Source organism: Streptomyces sp. NPDC005794 (assembly GCF_042871445.1).
GTDB lineage: Bacteria > Actinomycetota > Actinomycetes > Streptomycetales > Streptomycetaceae > Streptomyces.
Genome location: NZ_JBIAIN010000002.1, coordinates 447,600 through 465,180, shown reverse-complemented (window position 1 = coordinate 465,180; position 17,581 = coordinate 447,600). Strand labels below are relative to the sequence as shown.

The 17,581-nt window shown below is 72.0% G+C and carries 12 protein-coding genes and 1 pseudogene; 9 read left to right on the top strand and 4 right to left on the bottom strand.

All coding sequences use genetic code 11. The features are described from left to right. The first annotated feature begins 180 nt into the window (after positions 1-180). Positions 181-681 carry a DNA polymerase ligase N-terminal domain-containing protein gene (locus ACFYQ5_RS04445; protein ID WP_389193117.1) on the top strand — a complete coding sequence of 167 codons (501 nt, stop codon included), beginning with the start codon at positions 181-183 and terminating at the stop codon, positions 679-681. 4 nt (positions 682-685) lie between these two features. Here the strand turns inward: ACFYQ5_RS04445 and ACFYQ5_RS04440 are convergent, their stop codons facing one another. The 3 genes from ACFYQ5_RS04440 to ACFYQ5_RS04430 form a co-directional block, all read right to left on the bottom strand. After that, the gene (locus ACFYQ5_RS04440; RefSeq protein ID WP_389192941.1) at positions 686-5,209 is read right to left on the bottom strand and encodes a HEAT repeat domain-containing protein; all 4,524 of its coding nucleotides are present in this window, start codon (positions 5,207-5,209) and stop codon (positions 686-688) included. Between the two features lie 76 nt (positions 5,210-5,285). Beyond that, complete coding sequence (locus ACFYQ5_RS04435) at positions 5,286-5,972, bottom strand: class F sortase (protein ID WP_389192938.1); 687 nt, start codon at positions 5,970-5,972, stop codon at positions 5,286-5,288. A 121-nt stretch (positions 5,973-6,093) separates the two neighbouring features. Beyond that, positions 6,094-6,813 (bottom strand): hypothetical protein, encoded by a 720-nt coding sequence (locus ACFYQ5_RS04430; protein WP_389192936.1) that lies wholly within the window; start codon positions 6,811-6,813, stop codon positions 6,094-6,096. A gap of 258 nt (positions 6,814-7,071) precedes the next feature. Between ACFYQ5_RS04430 and ACFYQ5_RS04425 the strand changes: the two genes are divergently transcribed. The 7 genes from ACFYQ5_RS04425 (at position 7,072) to ACFYQ5_RS04395 (ending at position 15,825) form a co-directional block, all read left to right on the top strand. After that, entirely contained in the window at positions 7,072-8,061 is a 990-nt protein-coding gene (locus tag ACFYQ5_RS04425) for a formylglycine-generating enzyme family protein (protein ID WP_389192934.1), read from the top strand. Between the two features lie 66 nt (positions 8,062-8,127). Then, the gene (locus ACFYQ5_RS04420) at positions 8,128-9,342 is read left to right on the top strand and encodes an ROK family protein (protein ID WP_389192932.1); all 1,215 of its coding nucleotides are present in this window, start codon (positions 8,128-8,130) and stop codon (positions 9,340-9,342) included. After that, the gene (locus ACFYQ5_RS04415) at positions 9,339-10,169 is read left to right on the top strand and encodes an ABC transporter permease (RefSeq protein ID WP_389192929.1); all 831 of its coding nucleotides are present in this window, start codon (positions 9,339-9,341) and stop codon (positions 10,167-10,169) included. The genes ACFYQ5_RS04420 and ACFYQ5_RS04415 overlap by 4 nt, the downstream gene beginning before the upstream one ends. Then, on the top strand, positions 10,166-10,936 hold the full coding sequence (locus ACFYQ5_RS04410; RefSeq protein ID WP_389192927.1) for an ABC transporter ATP-binding protein: 771 nt from the start codon (positions 10,166-10,168) through the stop codon (positions 10,934-10,936). Before ACFYQ5_RS04415 ends, ACFYQ5_RS04410 begins: the two co-directional genes overlap by 4 nt. 43 nt (positions 10,937-10,979) lie before the next feature. Next, positions 10,980-11,957, top strand: a complete 978-nt coding sequence (locus ACFYQ5_RS04405) for an aliphatic sulfonate ABC transporter substrate-binding protein (RefSeq protein WP_389192924.1) — start codon at positions 10,980-10,982, stop codon at positions 11,955-11,957. Continuing rightward, positions 11,954-13,465, top strand: a complete 1,512-nt coding sequence (locus ACFYQ5_RS04400; RefSeq protein ID WP_389192921.1) for a sulfatase-like hydrolase/transferase — start codon at positions 11,954-11,956, stop codon at positions 13,463-13,465. Before ACFYQ5_RS04405 ends, ACFYQ5_RS04400 begins: the two co-directional genes overlap by 4 nt. Before the next feature lie 5 nt (positions 13,466-13,470). Continuing rightward, positions 13,471-15,825 (top strand): family 43 glycosylhydrolase, encoded by a 2,355-nt coding sequence (locus ACFYQ5_RS04395; RefSeq protein ID WP_389192918.1) that lies wholly within the window; start codon positions 13,471-13,473, stop codon positions 15,823-15,825. Between the two features lie 175 nt (positions 15,826-16,000). Here ACFYQ5_RS04395 and ACFYQ5_RS04390 read toward each other — a convergent pair. Continuing rightward, positions 16,001-16,788: pseudogene (locus ACFYQ5_RS04390) on the bottom strand (cellulose binding domain-containing protein); the annotation flags it as partial. A gap of 559 nt (positions 16,789-17,347) precedes the next feature. Here ACFYQ5_RS04390 and ACFYQ5_RS04385 point away from each other — a divergent pair. Then, on the top strand, positions 17,348-17,563 hold the full coding sequence (locus ACFYQ5_RS04385; RefSeq protein WP_389192915.1) for a type A2 lantipeptide: 216 nt from the start codon (positions 17,348-17,350) through the stop codon (positions 17,561-17,563). Positions 17,564-17,581 lie beyond the last annotated feature (18 nt).

Below are 17,581 nucleotides of genomic sequence, written 5' to 3'. Positions count from 1 at the left end.
CGACGGCCGCCGCCGTGCGGGGGCCGCCCGGTGGCGGCACAGTGGAGGGAAGGACTGTGCCCGGCCGCGCGGTCTCGCCCCGGGCAGGCGCGCACCGTCCGACCGCATACGGCGGAGGGATCTGGCGTGGACAGCGAGAGCACACGGCGTTTCGTGGTGCAGATCCACGACGCCCGGCGCATGCATTTCGACTTCCGTCTCGAGGTCGACGGCGTCCTGAAGTCCTGGGCCGTGCCGCGCGGCCCGTCGGACAATCCGAGCGACAAACGGCTGGCCGTGCCGACGGACGACCACCCCCTGGAGTATCGCGAGTTCGAGGGCGTCATTCCGCAGGACGAACAGGGCAGCGGCACCGTGATCGTCTGGGACCAGGGCACCTACCGCCCGACCAGTCACGACCTCGCGGGTGCCCCCGTCCCGTTCGCCGAGTCACTGGAGCGCGGGCACGCCACGTTCCGGCTCGACGGGACCAAGCTGCACGGTGAATTCGCGCTCACCCGCTTCCGTATCGACGACGAGCACGGGACGCGGGGGCCGGAGGCGTGGCTGCTGATCAAGGCAGACGACCGGCAGGCCGTCCACGACCGGCCGGGCACCCCCGATCCCCACCACGCACGCTCGGCCCGCACCGGCCGCACACTGCACCAGGTCGCCGTGGCGGAGCGGGAGAACGCCCGCTGACACCTCACGGCGGGAGTGGTCCGCCCTCTGCCCCGGTGAGCCGCTCCAGGACGCCCGTGTAGCGGGAGCGCCGGTCGGGGCGGGCATGTCCGACGGCCCGCCGCAGAGCGGGGACCGCGGCTACGCCCATCAGCAGCAGCCCTTCGGCGGCCTCTCCGCGGACGGCCGGATGCGCGTGGTCGAGCAGAGCGACCAGCGCGGGAACGGCGGGTTCCCAGCCGGCGTGGCAGAGCGTGCGGATCGCCATGCGCCGCACGTCCGGTTGCGGGTCGTCCAGCAGGACGGCGGTGTGGAGCAAGTGCGCGGACCGGTCCAGCAGGGTGCGTGAGGTCCGGTGGGCGTGCAGCCTGACCTTGGGCCTCGGATGGGTCAGCAGTTCACCGAGGACCTCCCGCAGGGCGGGGTCCCGGTCCGGAGCCCGGCCGCCGTGCTCCTCCGCGAGACGCGACAGGGCTCTGCGGATCTGCTCCGGGCCGCCGGTGCGGGCCAGGCGCAGCAGTTCGGTACGTCCGGGACGGTGGACGGCTTCGGCGGGGGCCGTCGCACGAGGAGCGGCAACCGGCCCTCCGTCCAGGAGGAGGCCCGCGGCGAGGTCGTCGCGCCCCTCGGTGCGCAGCCGCTCCCTGGTCCGCGTCATCTCAGGGGATCCCAGTAGCCGCCGCCCCGTCAGCAGGTCCAGGAAACCCCAGGCCCCGGCCTCGAGCCGGGGACGGAGGTGGTCCGCGAGCACATCGGCGGGCGCCGTGCGCAGGGCGTGGCCGGCTTCCGCCCGGACCTCGGCGGGGCCGTGCTCCCACCAGCCGAGCAGCAGCGGAATCAGCGGCACGAGGTCCCAGGGGCCGAGCTCCCGGGCGAGCGCGGCGACCCTGGCGGGCCTGATCTCCTCGCCGTTCAGCTCCGCCGGGTCGACCGTGGCCAGCGTGCGGGCCAGACGCGCTCCGGGCGGCAGGGAAACATCTCCTCGGAGGTACGTGCCGAGGACCGCGCGTGCCGTCTCCGGCTCCGGCCAGTCCAGGAGCTGCCGGGCGGCGTGAAACCTGCGGTCCGCGTCAGGCGCGTCCAGCATGTCCAGCAGCCGGGTGCGCTGCGCGGCGGAACGCGGTCGGCCGAGGTCGCCGGCGCGTACGGTGCCCGAAGCGGCGGCTGTCTCGGCGAGCGTCCACGGTGGTGTTCCGAGTGGCTGCAGCTCCGCCATCCAGTCGACGAGCCCGGCACGCACCCCGTCGTCGCCGGCATCGGGGTAGGCAGCCATCAGGGCCGAGAGGCGGTGGCGCGAGTCCGGCGGGCGCCGGTCGCGGCGCCGGAACTCCTCCAGTGCGGGGCGCGTGCGGAGGGCCGCGTGCAGCGCGGACCGCCAGACCTCCGCCTCCCGGTCAGGCGTGACCGGGTCCGGCCTACCGAACGCCTCGCGCAGTACGGCGGTTCCGGCCTCCCGGGCGTCGGCGTCGAGGCGGGCGGCGGCGAGTGCCCGGTCCAGATCGTCCCTGCCCAGCACGGCATCGCAGGCGCGGAGCAGCCGTAGCGCCCGCACGTGCTCCGGCGGTGACAGGGCGCGTACGGCATCGGCGACCGCCATGCGCTCCGTGCCGGCGAGCCGGGGCGCCACGGCCTGCAGTACGGAGAGGAGTCCCGGCCGGTGCGCCCGCTCGCCCTCGAGACCCTCCACCAGCACCTGGGCGGAACCCGCGAAATGCTCCAGCTCGTCGGCCGGCCACCGCGTGGGGCACAGCCGCAGGACGAGGCCCAGGACCCTGTCCCGGGCGGTATCCGGGACGGACCGGGCCAGGCGCAGCCAGTCCGCCAGCATCGGCCGCAGCTCCGCCAGGCGCGTTGCCCGGAGAGCGTCCGGGCTGTCCACGAGGCGCAGCGCCACGGAGGCGCTCCAGCCGCGGTCGATGAGCGCGCCGGTCCATGCGTCCGCGTCCCCGGACGACGGGTGAGCGGACACGGTGATCCCGTGCCCGGCCGACAGCTCCGCGAGATCGGCGGCGCTCCCCGCGCCGAGACGGATCCGGCCGTCCCCGAGCAGAGCGAGGAGGTCGGGCACGACCGGGGACCCCTGATCGGCGAGGGCGAGCACAGTGCGGGAGGTGAGGGCGCCGTCGAGGCCCCGGAGCAGCAACGTGCGCTCACGGGCGTCCTGGGAGCGCACGGCGGCGGCGAGGACCGTGGCCGCGCAGGCATCACCCAGCACCGCCCGCAGTGCGGCGACGAGCCCGGCGCGCAGCCCCGGGTTGTCGTCGCGGCCGAGTGCGCGCAGGAGGCCGGGCACGGCGGTCGGTGTGCCGGCGCGCACCAGGACCGATGCGGCGGTCTTCCTGATGTTCATGGTGGGGTGGCCGAGGAGAGCGGCGACCGCCGGGCCGGCCCAGCGTGCCTCCGCATGGCCGAGAGCCAGCAGCGACTGCCGTACGGTCTGGATGTCCTCGGCCCGGGTCAGTGCGATCAGCGTGGCCGACAGGGCCTGCGCGTCCTCGCCCCCGGCGCCCGTGGCCAGGAGCGCGATCACCTGCTTGCGCACATGCGGATCACGGTGGCGCAGCAGCCGCTGCACACGGGGCCGGGTCCGGGCCGAGGGCGCGCGGCGCAGGACCTCGAGCAGGACGGACTGCTGACGGGCCGGCAGTCCTGGCCGGTCCAGCAGGTCCAGCACGATCCCGGCGAGCAGCGCGTCGCCCGCCTCCCGCGCGTCTTCGGCGCCGAGCAGGCAGACCGGCCTGATCCTGCGCCGCTCGTGCAGACGGCCACCCAGACCGCGTACGGCGTCCACGATCTCCTGGGGGACGACGGGTTCCCGGGCACGGGCCGGTTCCGGGTGCGGGTCCGTCTCCACCGTCTCCCAGGACGCCGCCAGTTCGCCCACGACCCGCAACAGCAGGCCGGTGACGGCGGGCAGGGTGACCACGCTGCCGTGGGTCGCGAGCGCGCACAGCGCCGCGACCGGATCGCCGGGCTCCGGATCTGCGGCCAGCAGGGCCAGCTCCCGCTCGTCCGGGGCTCCGAGGTCGGCCGCTACGGCCGGTGGCAGCGCTGTGGGATCGACGCGGGCGAGGAGGTGGCGGCGGAGGTCCGGGTCGGTGTTCAGCTGCCACAGGAGTTCGAGGGCCCGGTGGCGTACCGGGCGGAGGAAGGGGGCGATCCCGCGACCGTCGGTGTGCGGGCCGAGCGCTTCGGTCAGGACCTCGACCGTACGGTGCGCGCCGATGGCTTCGAGGGCGTCGAGGGCCGCCGCCGGGGCTTCGGGCAGCAGAGCGAGCACGGCCGCCTCGGCACCCTCGTAACGGAGTTCGCGGATCGCGTCGAGGAACGGTGCGGGGGCGCGCGCGGAGGGGAGGAGGCGGGTGACGGCCGCCCCGATCGGGAGGTCCCCTGCCCCCTGCCCGGCCAGGGCGACGAGCAGAGCGAGCCGGCGAGGCCAGCTCAGGTCGTCCGCCGGGGCGTCGACGAGCAGGTCCAGCGTCGTCCGGCGACAGGTGTAGAGGATCGTGGCGAGCGTACGGGGGTCGATCGAGTGGTCGGCCAGCGCCAGGCCGACGAGAGCCGGCACCTGGGACACGACCGGGAAGTGTCCGCGCCTGTGGAGTCCTCGCAGACAGGTCACGGCGGGCCCGCCGAGCAGCAGCGGGTCCTGCGCGGCGATGTCCAGGAGTGCGCCGATGTCACCGCGTTCCGCCAGGTCACCGAGGAGTTCCAGGGCCAGGCGTCGCACCTCCGGGGGCCCGGCGGTGTCCGACGCCGTCCGCCGCAGCAGTCGGCCGTGCCCGTGCCGCGCCGCGGCGGTGAGTGCGGGGACCGCCAGGGTGGCCGCGTGGACGGGGCCGAGATACGGGGCGAAGCGGGCTTCGGGCAGGGGGGCCGACGCCGCCCAGGGCTCGGCCAGTTCCGCCAGGGCTGCGGCCGCGACGACCGTGTCGTCCGGGTCCGCGCCGAGCAGTCCGGCCAGGTGCGCCCTGGCGAGGTCGGGATCCAGCAGACCGGCGCGCAAGGCCTGCCGGATCAGCCGGACCGCCTCCGCGCGCAGGACGGGATCGCGGGTGGCCAGGAGTCCGGCCACGAGCCGGTCCGGGCGGTGGGCTTCCCCGGCGTCGATGCCGCGCACGGCCTGGTAGAGCGGTTCACCGGGCCGTTCGTGCCGCAGCGCCGAAGGGTCCGTGAGGAGTTCGGCAGTCAGCCAGGCGATCCGCACCCGTTCCGGCAGCCGCCGGGCCGTACGCCATGCAGGCAGCCGCCGGCCCGGTAGATGGACTCCGAGCCGCCCGTGGAGCCCGGCCAGGAGGAGCGATTCGTCCGGCGACTCCGGCACCTCGCGCGGCAGCAGCGCCGCCAGCTCGGCCCCTTCGCCGGCCGGCAGCCGGGGCCCGGCCGCCCGCTCGGCGAGAAGGCTGAGCCCCCGATACCGCGTCCGGCGGTCCACATGCCCGATGAGGGGCCCGAGTTCGGAGACCGGACAGATGTCCGCGGCTGTGTCGCACCCCGGACGGCCCAGGTGTCGCTGCTGTGTCCGCGCGTCCGCGGGGCTCGTGGTCACCCCGGGATACTAAAGGGCTGTCCCGTGATCCCTGGTGGATCCGGCTCAGCCGGCGAATACCTGTCGTCAACCCGCGTCAGGAGTTCGTGGTGGACGCCAGGTGGGCGAACACCACCACGTTGTCCTTGTAGTCCTTCTCCTTCTTGTCGTAGACACCACCGCAGGTGATCAGCCGCAGCTGGGCCCTGCCGTTGTCGGCGTACACCCGCCTGTCCGGGAAGTCCGCCTTGCTGAAGGTCTCGACCGAGTCGACCTTGAAACTGGCGACGGCGCCGTCCCGACGGGTGATGTCCACCGTGTTGCCCGCTTTGAGCGTGCTGAGCAGCAGGAAGACGGCAGGGCCGGTCTTGGTGTCGACGTGCCCGGCCACCACCGAGGTGCCGCGCTCGCCGGGAGTCGCGCCGTCCTTGAACCAGCCCGCCAGATTCGCGTCGTTCGCGGGCGGGGCGTCCAGCTGCCCGGAGGGGCCGATCGACAACGGCGTGAAGGGTGCGTCGACCGCGATCGACTTGATCCGGATCCGCTCGGGCTCCGACCGGGGCAGCCCCGGCGAAGGGACGGACGCGGATGCCGACGGGGTGGGCGAGGCAGGTTTCGAAGGCGCGGGGAGGGACACCACGGCAGGGGCCGGGACTCCCGCCGACGCGTCGAAGGAGTTGTAGACGAGGAGGAAGCCCAGCCCCACCGCCACGGCGGGCCACAGCAGGGATCGGCCGAGGGCAGGGGGGGCGGAGTCTGTGTCGGACGGCTGCGGGGCGGCCATGCGCATGCTGCCTTTCGCGTACGAGGAGGACGGGGGCTCTACGGCGAAATCGGCGCGGCCACCGCCCCGGGGGAAGGGGCGGCGGCCACGGCCGGATTCATTCAGCGGTGCGGGGCACCGGTCAGGCGGCTGCGGCACCCGAGGCGTTGCGGCGCCGCAGCTTGTACGCGACGGCACCCAGGCCGCCGAGCATCAGCACCGAACCCGCGGCCAGGCCGCTGCCGGAGAGCGCCATCGCTCCACCGCCGGTGTGGACGCCGCCCTCGGGCTTCTCGTGCTTCCAGGTCTGCTCGCTGTCCCCGGAGCTGCCGGAGCCGGACTCCTTGTCCTTCTCCCAGTCGTCCGCCGACACACCGGCCAGCGCACCACCACCGGCGTGCACACCGCCCTCGGGCTTCTCGTGCTTCCACGAGTCAGGCTTCTCGCGGTCGTCGTTGCTCCCGGAACCGGACTCCTTGTCCTTGTCCTTCTCCCAGTCGTCCGCCGACACACCGGCCAGCGCACCACCACCGGCGTGCACACCGCCTTCCGGCTTCTCGTGCTTCCACGAGTCAGGCTTCTCGCGGTCGTCGTTGCTCCCGGAACCGGACTCCTTGTCCTTGTCCTTCTCCCAGTCATCGGCCGACACACCGGCCAGCGCACCGCCACCGGCGTGCACACCGCCCTCGGGCTTGTCGTGCTTCCACGAGTCAGGCTTCTCGCGGTCGTCGTTGCTGCTCGCGGAGGAGCCGCTGTCCTTGTCCCAGTCGTCCGCCGAGGTCACGGCGTATGCGGCGGGAGCGGAGACCGCGAGGACCGCCGTGACGGCGGCCGATGCGAACAGGGTGCGGGCAGAGCGCATGGATACACAGTCCTTTCGTCACTCCCGAGCTGGCCGGCTGGTTGTCGGCTCATCGGATCACGGGTGCGACGTGATCCACCGTCAGCGGAAATCCGGAAGGGCACCACTCGGGGAGGACGCATTCGAGCTACACGGTGGGCTCATCGTGTGACAGCGAGCGAGATGTCACCCGTTGGACGGCACGCCACGCCGTAGGGATGTTTGGGCGGCGACGATCATCGGTGTAGGGGGCCGGCGTGGTGCTCGTAGGATCGCGCCATGAACGACATCGCACCGGCCGGCTGCTGCTCCCCCGGCCGCAGGAAGCCTGACGGCCCGTCCGTGATCCCTCCGTCGGCCCGTGCGGAGCCGGGCCGGGTGGGCCGGGTCAGCCCTGCGGCGCCCACCGCGGAAGGTGCCGGCGACGGGATGGTGCTGCTGCCCGGCGGGTCGTTCCTCATGGGGACCGAGGATCCCGAGGGGTTCCGGGCCGACGGCGAGGGGCCGGTCCGCGAGGTGCGGGTCTCCGCCTTCCGCATCGACGCGCACGCGGTGAGCAACCGGCGGTTCGCGGAGTTCGTCTCGGCCACCGGATACGTCACGGAGGCCGAGCGTTTCGGATGGTCGTACGTGTTCGCCGGGTTCCTGCCTGCCGCGCTCCGGCGCGGCGCCGGCCGGCCGGACGGCACCCCGTGGTGGTGCGGGGTGGAGGGTGCCCGGTGGGACGCGCCCGAAGGGCCCGGCAGCGGAACCGAGGACCGCGCGGACCATCCCGTGGTGCACCTCTCCTGGAACGACGCGCGCGCGTACTGCCGTTGGGCGGGTGCCCGGCTGCCGACGGAAGCCGAGTGGGAGTACGCGGCACGGGGCGGCCTGGAGCAGGCCCGCTATCCGTGGGGCGACGAGCTGACTCCGGACGGCGAGCACCGCTGCAACATCTGGCAGGGGCACTTCCCCACGAAGAACACCGCCGAGGACGGCCACGCGGGCACCGCTCCGGTCGACGCCTACCGGCCGAACGGCTACGGCCTGTACAACATGGCGGGCAACGTCTGGGAGTGGTGCCAGGACTGGTGGAGCACCACCCACCCGGCGGCGCGCCGGAGCGACCCGCGCGGTCCGGGCGCGGGGGACGCCAAGGTGATGCGGGGAGGCTCCTACCTGTGCCATCGCTCGTACTGCAACCGGTACAGGGTGGCCGCCCGTACGCGCAACACGCCGGACAGCACCACGGGGAACCTCGGCTTCCGCTGTGTGCGCACGGCCTGATCCCGCCGTCATTGCGGCAACATGAATATTTTTCCGGGTCATTGACGAAAAAATCGCGCGGTCCTCATGCTGGGCGCCATGCACTCATACGGTGGACCTCTCTCGCGGCTGAGGCGTGGGCACGAGGAACGCGTGCTCGGTCTGCTGCGCCGGCACGGGCCGCAGAGCCGCGCCGAGCTCGGCCGCCAGGCCGGGCTGTCACGCACCACGCTGTACGACATAGTCGGGACCCTGGTCGCGAGCGGCGCGGTCGTGGCGGCCGCCGCGGAACCCGGGCCGCGCCGGCGTGGGCGTCCGGTGGAACACCTCACGCTCAACCCGGCGGCCGGCCAGGCCGTCGGCATCGATTTCGCCCGCCGCGCCGTCCATGTGGCCGCCGCCAACGTGGCGCACGAGGTGATCGGTTCGGCGAGCCGGGCCCATCCTCCCGGCCTCTCCTGGGAGCGGCGGGTCGAGCTGGCCGAACGGCTCGTCGCCTCGCTGGCCGGCGGCACCCTGCGGCTGTCCTCCCTCGGTACGACCGGTGCGGTCGGGGTGGGCGTGGTCGGTCCGGTACGGACGGCCGGGGGCGCGCCGGAGGAACCGCTGGCGGCCCTGGCCGGACTGCTGGGCAAACGGTTCGGGGCGCCGGTCCTGCTCGACAACAACACCCGGCTCGCGGCCCTCGCGGAGTCCACCTGGGGGGCGGCGGCAGCGAGCCAGGACGTGCTGTACCTGCGTCTGTCGCACGGAGTGGGCGGCGGGCTCGTCGTGAACGGTTCGCTCCACCGGGGTGTGGACGGCCTCGCGGGCGAGCTCGGGCACATCACCGCCGACCCCGAGGGCGGGCCGTGCGAATGCGGGGGCAGGGGGTGCCTGGAGACGATCGCGTCGATCGGGCCGGTCCTCGCCGCCTACCGCGCTCTGGGCGGACGCGCGGACGACGTTTCGACCCTGCTGAGGGTGGCCGGGAACGGTGACCCGGCGGCGCACGAGGTGCTGCGGACCGCGGGGACCCGGACCGGCACGGTGCTCGCCGGGGTGGTCAACGCGGTCGGCCCGGGTGTGATCGTGCTGGGCGGTGAACTGGCCCGGGCCGGTGAGGTCCTGCTCGCACCCGTGCAGGAGGCACTCGACGCGCACGTCCTGCCGTTGGCCCGTGGCCGCGTGACGCTGCTGCCCGCCGGACTCGGCGAGGCGGGCGGCGCGCTCGGCGGGGTCGCCCTCGCCCTCCATGAATCCCCTCTGCTCGCCCGCTACCCGGGCCCGGGCAGCGAAGAACTTCCCGAGGACGCCGCATGAGTTCCACTGAGACACCCCTGGAGCGGGCCGCGCCTGTACAGGAGGGGTCTGGAGCCACCCGCGAGCTCCGGCGGAAGGCTCGCCACGTCCCCGCGATCGCCCTGAACCTGATCGCCCTGGTGGCCGGCGTCGGCCTGTGGGCCTGGCTGGCCTCGCTCGGGATACAGGCGCTCCCGGGCCCCGCCGCCGTGGCGGGCAGAGCGGGCGAGCTGATCGCGGACGGCACTCTGGCCGACGACGCGCTGGCGAGCCTGCGCCGTGTCCTGACCGGCTTCGCGCTGGGCACTCTGCTGGCCGTGCCCGTGGGCTTCCTGATGGGCTGGTACCCGGTGGCCCGCGGACTGCTGGAGCCGTACGTCCAGTTCTTCCGCACGGTGCCGCCACTGGCCATGATTCCGCTGGCCATCGTGCTGCTGGGCATCGGCGAGGTGCCCAAGGTGTTCGTGATCTTCCTGGCGGCGTTCCTGTCGAGCGTCGTGGCGGCCTTCCAGGGCGTCGTGGGGGTCGACAGGACACTCATCGACGCGGCCCGGGTGCTGGGCGCCCGTGACGGGACGATCTTCCTCAAGGTGGTCGTCCCCGCCTCCGCCCCGTTCATCCTCGTGGGGATGCGGATCGGACTGGGCTCCGCCTGGGGAACCCTCGTCGCCGCGGAGCTGATCGCCGCGCAGGAAGGCCTTGGTTTCCGGATGCAGAGGGCTCAGCTCTACTACGACCTCCCCACCATCTTCGTCGGCCTGATCACCATCGGTCTGCTCGGCCTTCTGATGGACCGGCTGCTGCTGCTCGCCGAACGACGCCTCACCCGTTGGCAGGAGACACGTTGAACGCCAAGATCTCCTTCCGGAAGGTCTCCCGGACCTATCCGCTGAAGAAAACCATCTTCACCGCCCTGGACGAGGTGTCGCTGGACATCGGTGACGAGGAGTTCGTCACCGTCGTCGGTCCGTCCGGGTGTGGCAAGAGCACCCTGCTCAATCTGGCCGCGGGGCTCGCCGCTCCGACCTCGGGCGAGGTCCTCGTCGACGGCCTGCCCGTCAGCGGCCCCGGGCCGGACCGTGGGGTGATCTTCCAGCAGTACGCCCTGTTCCCCTGGCTGACCGTGCGCGGCAACGTCGAGTTCGGGCTGAAGCTGGCGTCCGTTCCGGCCGTCGAGCGGAAGCGGCGGGCGGAGCGCGCCATCGGCCTCGTCGGCCTCACCGACTTCGCCGACGCGCTGCCCAAGACGCTGTCGGGCGGGATGAAGCAGCGCTGCGCCATCGCCCGTGCCTACGCCGTCGATCCGCAGGTGCTGCTCATGGACGAGCCGTTCGGCGCACTGGACGCGCTGACCCGGGTGCAGTTGCAGGACCAGCTCCTGGACACCTGGAGCCGGGACCGGCGCACCGTCCTGTTCGTCACCCACGACGTGGACGAGGCCGTGTACCTCGCCCGGCGCGTCGTGGTGATGGCCGCACGGCCCGGCCGGATCCATTCGGTCATCGAGGTGGACCTCCCCTACCCACGCACCGAAGCCATCCGGCTCTCCCCCGAGTTCGCCCGGATCCGTAATGCCGTGTGGACCTCCGTCTACCACCAGACCCCGGCTGCCTGAAACCCCCGCCCGCTCCCCCGGACTCTCGTAAGGAACCTGCGTCATGCGTCTACCTCAGCGCGCCCTGGCGGCGGCCGTCGCCGTGCCCGCCCTGGCACTCTCCGTCACCGGGTGCTCCGGTGACCCGTCGGCCGACGGCACCGTCCGCTTCGGCTACATCAGTGACTACAACGGCGCGAGCCTGCTGGCCATCGCGGACGAGCAGGGGCTGTGGAAGGAACAGGGGCTGAGCCCCGAGTACAAGCCGTTCACCAACGGCCCGCTCCAGATTCAGGCGCTCGGCTCGGGTGACCTCGACTTCGGCTACATCGGCCCCGGCGCCATGTGGCTGCCGGCGTCGGGCAAGGCCAAGGTCGTCGCGGTCAACACACTCGCCCGCGCCGACCGGGTCATAGCCCAGCCCGGCATCACCTCCGTCGAGGGCCTCAAGGGGAAGAAGGTCGGGGTGCCCGAGGGCACCTCCGGTGCGATGGCACTCGATCTCGCCCTGCGGAAGGCCGGAATGTCGGAGAAGGACATCGAGAAGGTACCGATGGACCCGTCCACGGTCGTCTCGGCGTTCGTCTCCGGGCAGATCGACGGGGCGGGCCTCTGGTATCCGCTGATCGACACCATCAAGGCCAAGAAGCCGAAGCTCAATGAGGTCGCCAGTACGGCGGACCTCAAGGACCGGGCCTTCCCCACCGCGTTCGTATCGGCCGCGAAGAGCGATGCCGCGCTGAACTCCAAGGTCGTCAAGGTTCTCCAGAAGGCCAACGACTGGCGCGCCGCGCACCCCGACGAAGCCATCGACGCGGCCGCCTCGCTGCTGAGGATCGACCGCGCCAAGGTGGCGGCGGACGCGGCCAACGTGGAGACGCTGTCCACGGCCGATCTGGTCGCCAGGACCGAGGACGGCACCGTGGACGGCTGGCTGGACGCGCTCGGCGAGTTCTTCGTGGACACGGGCCGGCTCGAGAAGGCTCCGGCGGCCGGCACGTACTACGAGGGCGACCTCTACACGAAGGCGTACAAGAAGTGAACCTGTTGTTCCTGATGACCGATCAGCACCGGGTCGACACCCTCGGCTGTTACGGCAACCCGCATGTCGCCACACCGAATCTGGACCGGCTGGCGGCCACCGGCACCCGCTTCGACCGCTTCTACACGCCCACCGCGATCTGCACCCCGGCGCGGGCGAGCCTGCTCACCGGGCAGGCGCCCTTCCGGCACCGGCTGCTCGCCAACTACGAACGCAATGTGGGCTATCTGGAGGACCTGCGCGAGGACGCCTTCACCTTCCCGGCGGCCCTGGCGGAGCGCGACTACCGGCTGGGCCTCATCGGCAAGTGGCACGGCGGGACGCACCGCAACGCCGCCTCGTACGGTTTCGAAGGCCCGGACCTGCCGGGCTGGCACAACCCCGTGGACCACCCGGACTACCTGGCGTACCTGGAGAAGCAGGGACTGCCCCCGTACCGCATCAGCGAACCGATCCGGGGCACGTCCCCGGGCGGGAACCCGGGGAACCTACTGGCCGCCCGGCTGCACCAGCCGGTGGAGGCGACGTTCGAGTACTATCTAACCACCCGCGCCATCGAGCATCTGGAGCGGTACGCGGCCGGTGACGAGCCGTTCTTCCTGGCCACGCACTTCTTCGGCCCGCATCTTCCCTACCTGCTCCCGGACGCCTACTTCGACCTCTACGACCCGGAGCTCGTCGAGCTGCCGCCGTCCATCGCCGAGACCTTCGAGGGTAAACCGCCGGTGCAGCGCAACTACAGCGCGCACTGGGCGTTCGACACCATCCCGATCGAGACGACCCGCAAGCTGATCGCGGTCTACTGGGGCTACGTCACCCTGATCGACGAGCAGATCGGGCGCGTCCTCACCCGCCTCGACGAGTTGGGGCTCAGCGAGAACACCTCCGTGTTCTTCACCGCGGACCACGGCGAGTTCACCGGCGCCCACCGGCTCCATGACAAGGGCCCGGCGATGTACGAGGACATCTACCGCATTCCCGGCATCATCCGGATCCCCGGGGCCGCCCCGCAGGTCAGGGACGAGCTGGTCAGCCTCACCGACTGCACCGCGACGCTGCTGGAACTGGCGGGCTGCGACCCGGCCCCGGCGGTGGACAGCCGCAGTCTGGTCCCGTTGGTCATGGGGGAAATCCCGGACTGGCCGAGCGAGTTGGTCGCCGAGTTCCACGGCCACCACTTCCCGTACCCGCAGCGGATGATCCGCGACGACCGCTACAAACTCGTCGTCAACCCGGAATCGGTCAACGAGCTGTACGACCTGGAAGCGGACCCGCACGAGCTCAGCAACCGGTACACGCACCCCGAGTGCAAGGTGGTGCGGGCCCGGTTGATGCGACGCCTGTACGAGCTGCTGCGGGACCGGGGCGACAACTTCTACCACTGGATGACGTCGATGTACGACATCGGTGCCTCCGACCACGACCCCAGCCTCAGCGCCTTCGAGACCGACGACACGACCTGGAGCGCGGCCGCGGATCCGGGCGCGACACTCACGGAGACCCCATGAGACGCATGAGAAGAAGCCCTCGCTTCCTGTCCCGGTGGACGGCGGGCGCCGCCTCCCTGCTCTGTGTGTTCACCCTCGCGAGCGCCCCGTCCCACGGTGCCCAGGATCGCCCGGCCGTCACGGCGACGTACACCAATCCGGTGTCCACCGGGGCCGTCGACACCTTTCCCGATCCCGCGGTGATCCGCGGCAAGGACGGTCTCTGGTACGCCTACGGCACCCAGAATCCGGTCAAGCAGAGCGAGGGCGAGGACGGGGAGCGCATCCTGCCGATCCTGCGCTCGGCCGACATGGTGACGTGGGAGTACGCGGGCGAGGTCTTCACCCCGGCGAACAAGCCCGCCTGGCACGAGGGTTCGCGGCTGTGGGCGCCCGAGGTGCGTTACTCCTCCGGCCGGTACCACCTCTACTACTCCGTACCGGGGCGCAACACCGTCGGCCTCGTCACGTCCGCCACGCCGACGGGCCCCTGGACCGACCGCGGTGCCGTGCTGCCCTCGCCGAGCGGCTGCCCGGCGGGCAACATCGACCAGGCGCAGTTCACGGACACGGACGGCACGCCCTACCTGTACTGGGGCAGTTACGACACGATCTGCGTCGCGAAGCTGAACGCCGACCTGTCCCGGACCGAGGGTGAGGTCACGCAGGTGGCCCGTGGCCGCCGGGTCGAGGGCGGCTTCGTGGCGCGGCGCGACGACTTCTACTACCTCTTCTACTCCGACGCCGGCTGCTGCGACGGCGCGTACAGCGGCTATCAGGTGAAGGCGGGCCGCTCCACCAGCCCCACCGGTCCGTTCACCGACGACGAGGGCACGGACCTGATGGCACTCACCAGCAAGGCGGGCGTGGTCGCCGGGGCCAACGGCAACCGGTGGATCGGCCCCGGCCACAACTCCCTCCAGACCGACCTGGCGGGCCAGGACTGGCTGGTCTACCACGGCATCCCCGCCGAGTCCCCAGACCTCGCACCGGCCTCCGCCGGCACCCTGAAGCTGACCCGGCGCCCGATGCTCCTCGACCGGCTCGACTGGATCGACGGTTGGCCCGTCGTACGGGCCGGGGCGGGACCGTCGGACGGGCCGACCACCGCGCCGGTGACCTCGTGGGCAACCGGCGGAACCTTCAACGATGGCGGCCTGGCGGGCTGGCGCGCCGAGGGCGGCACCCCCGACGGCTGGTCCACCGCGACCGATCCGGACGCCCGCGGACACGCGACGCACGCCCCCGGCTCCTCCGGAACGGACCCCGCGTATCTCGTCGCGGACGGGCGGGCCCCCGCGGACCTGCGGGCCGAGGCGGATCTGAGGGTGACGGCGGCGGGCGGTGCGGCAGGGCTCACCTTCGCCTACCGGGACCCCGGCAACCGGATCGTGGCCTGGCTCGACCGCGCACGTGGCGCGCTCGTCACCGACGTACGGGCGGGCGGCAGGAGCCGCGGTGAGAAGGTCACCGCGCTGCCGTCCGGATTCTCCTGGGACACCTGGCACAACGTCTCCGTGGAGTTGCGCGGCACCCGGCTGACGGCCGAGGTGACGAGCGACCGGCTGCGGGACCCGGTGGCCCTGCAGTCGCGTGACCTGCCGCCCGCCGCCGTGCGCAAGGGCGCGGTGGGTGCCGCCGCACGGGGTGTGGGCGCGGCGGCGGACAACGTGGGGGCGGCCGCCCTCTACCGGCCGGTGACGAAGCGGGTGGCCGTCGGTCCGCCGGGGCGTCTGCTGACCGGCCACAGCGACGAGTTCGGCGCCGCCACGGTCCCGGGCACGGCTGCCGGTTCCCCCTGGCAGTGGGTGCGCGGACCGGCGGCGGGGGTCACCGTGTCCGGCGGTGCGCTTTCCTGGCCGACTCAGGACACCGAGCTCCACCTGGGCTCCAACACGGCCTCCGTACTCCTGCGGGACGCGCCGGAGGGTGACTACACGGTCGAGACCAAGATGCGGTTCGCTCCCGGTCAGACGGCCCAGCAGGCCGGTCTCGTGCTGTACGAGAACGACGACCGCTGGTTCAAGCTCGTGCACACCGTGCTGCCGCTCACCAACGGCGACGGCGCCGTGCTCGATGTCAGCGAGTTCGGCAAGGAGGGCGAGCGCCCCACCACCACCCCACCGACGGCGGTGGCCAACGCCCCGATGTTCGGGGGCCCCACGGCCGACACGATGTGGCTGCGCATGGCCTACCACCACGACACCGAGCACGGGGAGCACGAGGTACGCGCGTCCACCAGCCGCGACGGCGTCCGCTGGTCGGCGAGCGGCGTCTGGACCCTGCCGGTGCGGGGTGAGCTGAAGCTCGGTCTCATCTCCCACAACCGGTCGGGCGCGACGGCGGAGTTCGACTACGTACGCGCGTACGCCGCCCCGTGAAGCCATCCGCCATTTCCCGAACCCATACCCCGTCAGATCTCACGCTCCGTCACCGAGGAGGACACCCCGGAGGGGTCGTCGCCGGCGTGCTGCACTGAAGTGAACGATCGGCTGGGCGTGTTCCGCCGACGGGGCCGGTGCGGGGGCCGCTCCCCCGCACCGGTCCCGCCGGGCATCAGCCGACGGAGCAGGCCGCACCGCCCAGCGCGAACGCGTCCGGCTCGGTACTGCCGCCCGTCGACGTACCGGTGAAGCCGAAGCCCGCCGAGGAACCCGGCGCCACCGTGCCGTTCCGGCCGACGTCCGTCGCGGTCACCTGTCCGGGTCCGTGCCCCCACCGCCGGTGTCCGAGGACTCGCCCACCTGGATCCCCCGGCCGTTCGTGGAGACGTACACCCGGCCGTAGACCCGTGGGTCCCCCGTGATCGCGGCGCCGGTCCAGGCCCACTGGTGCGCGTCGTCGTTGATCCGCGTCCAGGTGGCGCCGGTGTCCGTCGACCGGAAGATCCCGCGCACCCCGCCGATCTTCGCGCTGACGAAGACGGTCTGATACGAGGCCCCGGAGGCCGCCTTCCCGAAGCCGACGCTGTCGGCCTGTTCCACACCGGAGAGCTTGGTGAAGCTCGTGCCGGAGTCGGTGGAGCGCCAGAGCCCGTACGCACCCGTGGAAGCGCCGCCCGCGAGCCAGATGTCGCCCTCCGTGCCGGGCAACGCCTTGAACCGGACGTTGCCTTCGGCCGGGAGCCCGGTGGCCTTCGCGGTGAAGGTGGCCCCGCCGTCGGTCGACACGTAGAAGGTGCCTGCCTTGAATCCGTAGAACTTCTCCGGGTTCTTCCGGTCGGACTCGACCGTCGCGCCGGCCGGGATGCCCGTGGGGGCGGTCCAGGAGTTGCCGTAGCCGGTGGTGTGGTGGACCGCAGCGCCGTCGGGGCTCCAGACGAAGCCGCCGGCGTCCGCCGCCGCCACGAAAGGCGGCACATCTTCTCCATATACCCGGAGGCAGCGTGACGCGGCGAACACGCAAGGCCGGAAAGCGTTTCATAAGCATGCCATCCATTTGCAGGTGACACACGAACAGAAGAGAGCCCCCCTCATCTTTCACCATGACGTGAATACCGATACATTCCGAACTCCACCCGGCGGTCCGCATCACACACCTGCAATCAGAGGGGGCAGCCGGACCAGGGAAACCTGCACACGGCGTGCGCACACCGACCACCGAAGTTGGCACAAAACGCCAGGTCCAGGCCTACCCATGGGGCGATTGGGGCGAGAGTGCCCCACTTGGGGGGCGTGAGGTTGCGACGACACAGAATTCATTCGGTGAAGCTCGTGAAGGATTTGCCGCCACGAAATGACCACTTCTGCACGTACGTCGATTTCGAGGGGCCGATAAACACGGATCAACCGCAGTCCGATTGGCTGTGCGAGGCACAGGCGTGCTTTGATCCTGGGCCATACGGAGGTCGCACCACCGGGTTTCCGTATATAAGCAATTTCCATACGAAGGGCAGCGCTCATCATGAACTACACCCCCCAGGTCGAGACCGCCGAGATCTCCGACGCCGACCTCGACAACGTCTCGGGCGGCCTCGTCGGCGGCGTGCTCGGCACCGTCGAGGGCATCGTCCCGGTCGCCGGCACCGTGGGCTCGGTCACCGGTGTCGTCGAGTCCGCCACCGGCGTGAACACGGGCACGGTCACCGGTCTGGCCTCCGGCCTGACCGCCGGTCTCTGAGAGACACGGCAGTACCCC

Coding starts and splice junctions, on each gene's coding strand:
- ACFYQ5_RS04420 (WP_389192932.1), top strand. CDS start 8,128: ATGCTGGGCGCCATGCACTCATACGGTGGACCTCTCTCGCGGCTGAGG.
- ACFYQ5_RS04430 (WP_389192936.1), bottom strand. CDS start 6,813: ATGCGCTCTGCCCGCACCCTGTTCGCATCGGCCGCCGTCACGGCGGTC.
- ACFYQ5_RS04445 (WP_389193117.1), top strand. CDS start 181: ATGCATTTCGACTTCCGTCTCGAGGTCGACGGCGTCCTGAAGTCCTGG.
- ACFYQ5_RS04435 (WP_389192938.1), bottom strand. CDS start 5,972: ATGGCCGCCCCGCAGCCGTCCGACACAGACTCCGCCCCCCCTGCCCTC.
- ACFYQ5_RS04395 (WP_389192918.1), top strand. CDS start 13,471: ATGAGAAGAAGCCCTCGCTTCCTGTCCCGGTGGACGGCGGGCGCCGCC.
- ACFYQ5_RS04425 (WP_389192934.1), top strand. CDS start 7,072: ATGAACGACATCGCACCGGCCGGCTGCTGCTCCCCCGGCCGCAGGAAG.
- ACFYQ5_RS04405 (WP_389192924.1), top strand. CDS start 10,980: ATGCGTCTACCTCAGCGCGCCCTGGCGGCGGCCGTCGCCGTGCCCGCC.
- ACFYQ5_RS04415 (WP_389192929.1), top strand. CDS start 9,339: ATGAGTTCCACTGAGACACCCCTGGAGCGGGCCGCGCCTGTACAGGAG.
- ACFYQ5_RS04385 (WP_389192915.1), top strand. CDS start 17,348: ATGAACTACACCCCCCAGGTCGAGACCGCCGAGATCTCCGACGCCGAC.